This window comes from Vibrio scophthalmi LMG 19158, assembly GCF_000222585.1.
Taxonomy (GTDB): Bacteria; Pseudomonadota; Gammaproteobacteria; order Enterobacterales; family Vibrionaceae; genus Vibrio; species Vibrio scophthalmi.
Window position 1 is genome coordinate 1 of sequence record NZ_AFWE01000154.1, and the last position, 2,100, is coordinate 2,100.

Annotated in this window: 3 protein-coding genes and 1 pseudogene; all 4 read left to right on the forward strand. The window is 38.2% G+C overall.

Annotated features, from left to right (window positions below; all coding sequences use genetic code 11):
* Positions 1-363: pseudogene (locus tag RH88_RS11970) on the forward strand (addiction module toxin RelE); the annotation flags it as partial.
* A 108-nt stretch (positions 364-471) separates the two neighbouring features.
* Positions 472-738 carry a hypothetical protein gene (locus RH88_RS11975; RefSeq protein ID WP_160162585.1) on the forward strand — a complete coding sequence of 89 codons (267 nt, stop codon included), beginning with the start codon at positions 472-474 and terminating at the stop codon, positions 736-738.
* Between the two features lie 20 nt (positions 739-758).
* Positions 759-1,445, forward strand: coding sequence for a hypothetical protein (locus RH88_RS11980; RefSeq protein ID WP_005596258.1), 687 nt, complete (start codon positions 759-761; stop codon positions 1,443-1,445).
* 205 nt (positions 1,446-1,650) lie between these two features.
* A complete protein-coding gene (locus RH88_RS11985) occupies positions 1,651-1,965 on the forward strand; it encodes a hypothetical protein (protein WP_005596259.1) in 315 nt (104 codons plus the stop codon).
* The last annotated feature ends 135 nt before the right edge of the window (positions 1,966-2,100 follow it).

Consider the following 2,100-nt stretch of genomic DNA (forward strand, 5'->3'; position numbering starts at 1 on the left):
ATACTGCCATTTGGGCGCAAGCGTGCTGCAGCGAGAGAAAAATATCGACAGTTTGTACATGCAGGAGCCGGTGATAGTTTATGGGATAAGCTAAAACAGCAGGTGTATTTAGGGAGCGATGAGTTTATAGCCCGTCATCAACTGGATTTGTCAGTTGAATCTGGAGATATCAGTGAGGTACCCGCGTGTCAACGTCGAAAGCAGCCACGAGCATTAGTTGACTATCAGGAAATGGAAGAGACGAGGGATGGCGCGATCATTGCGGCATTTAATAGTGGAGGTTATACACAAAAAGAAATTGGTGAATTTTTTGGACTTCATTATTCTAGAGTTAGCCGCATAGTGGCAAGAGGAAAGACCTGACCCCTATGGTTTCCTGAAAATGAACCTCAGTTATGGCAATATTTATTGGCTCCAATAGAAAGCATTTATATGCCAAGCGGAAAGCTGTATATGCGTCGAAATCACGGCATGTCGACATTAGTTTCACCTTGGGTATTGCCGGCGTCTTTGATAAATTCTTGGGGACAATCTTGTTATGGTATTAAAGTAAAAGCATCAAATCTTGAAATGGAACTTTGGGAAAATCAACCAGAAAAGGCGCTCGAATTAAGTCGAAATAACACAGATCTTGAGGCTGTTTTTGTTCGATACCTTACCAAGCAAGTTGAGGGGAAACAACTTATAGCACCATTATTGCTTTCCTCTGTTTTATCGGAAGTGTTTTTGGAAAAATAATTACCAACTGAGAATTGTTTATGTTTAAAAAAACAGTCATAAACCACCCTAAAAAAATAATATTTAGTGCTATTTCACTCATTATACTATGGTGTGGTCGTGCTCTATTTCCGATGATTTTTTTATGGGGTGATAACATTAGAATTACGTTCACTCTTCCTGATAATATAAAATTAGATGTCATTTCGGCAGAGTATTCATCATCAAAATGCAAGCTATATAGCATAGGAACTGGTGAGTGGCTCGACTTGAAGAAAGACTATGAATATAGAGCGAAAGAGATAAGTGAAAACAAGTATGTGGTTGATATTTATTTTAATGACTATTCGTTATGTCAATGGACGATAGAAAGTGTCTATTGGGAAGTTCAATATAAAGACATAAAGAAAGCTTACCCACAAGTGTCTGAGGAAAATGGTGGGAGAGGAAGCGAATTTCCAGGTTATGGCTATTCTCGATTAAATGGAAATAAATGGGGAGAAACTAGAGAAGGTGAGGACACTATTTTTATAACACACTATGTTTCACCTGTGCGGAAGTTTGCACACGAGGATGAATATATAATGAGAGTGCCAGATGGTGAAGTGATGTTATTTAAAACTGATTATTATGAAAAAGATGGAGAGTTTGGTTTTAGAACTCGACATATAGAATATAGAATAGTGGTTGAAGAACCATCTTTCGAATCTATAGAAGTAATAGAATAGTTGGGTAAATTCGTATAAGAGGTACATGCATGACGAAGGAACAAAGTTGCCAAGATTGCGAGAAATTTGTTTACAACTTTGATATCACACTAGCGATGAACTGGAACAGGTGATAGCTGATGTACCATTTAAAGTATTCAGCGGTAATAGCAATGTGTTATTCAGTGGTAAAACGGATTCTCAAGGTTAAGTTTTTCTCACCAATATGCCGCCTAAAACACTACGTTTAGTATTAGATACAGAACCTTTTCTAGAAGTAATGCAGCAAGAACACCGTTATTTGCGCACATCTCGTAACCCCAATGATTCAAAGATAAAAGAAAAAGCAGAACTAGCGGGTAACGAGTATAGTTTTTTAAAAGTTGGAAATTTAATCGAACAATTACCGGTGATTGATTCTTGGCCTGTGGAAGACTATAAAAATGCTAACTGGATTGATGATGAAGGGGAAAAGATCAGGAAAAGATCTGGGGTCAGGTCTTTCTTTTTGCTTTCTTGTTTAGGGTGGTCTAGTTTTTAATTAGTCCGTTTTTTGTTCAAGGGAGAAGAGGATGAGTAGACCATTACGGATAGAGTATGCAGGTGCGCTGTATCACGTAACCTCACGCGGTAACGCTCGGCAGCCCATCTATCTTGATGAGCAAGACTTTGACTT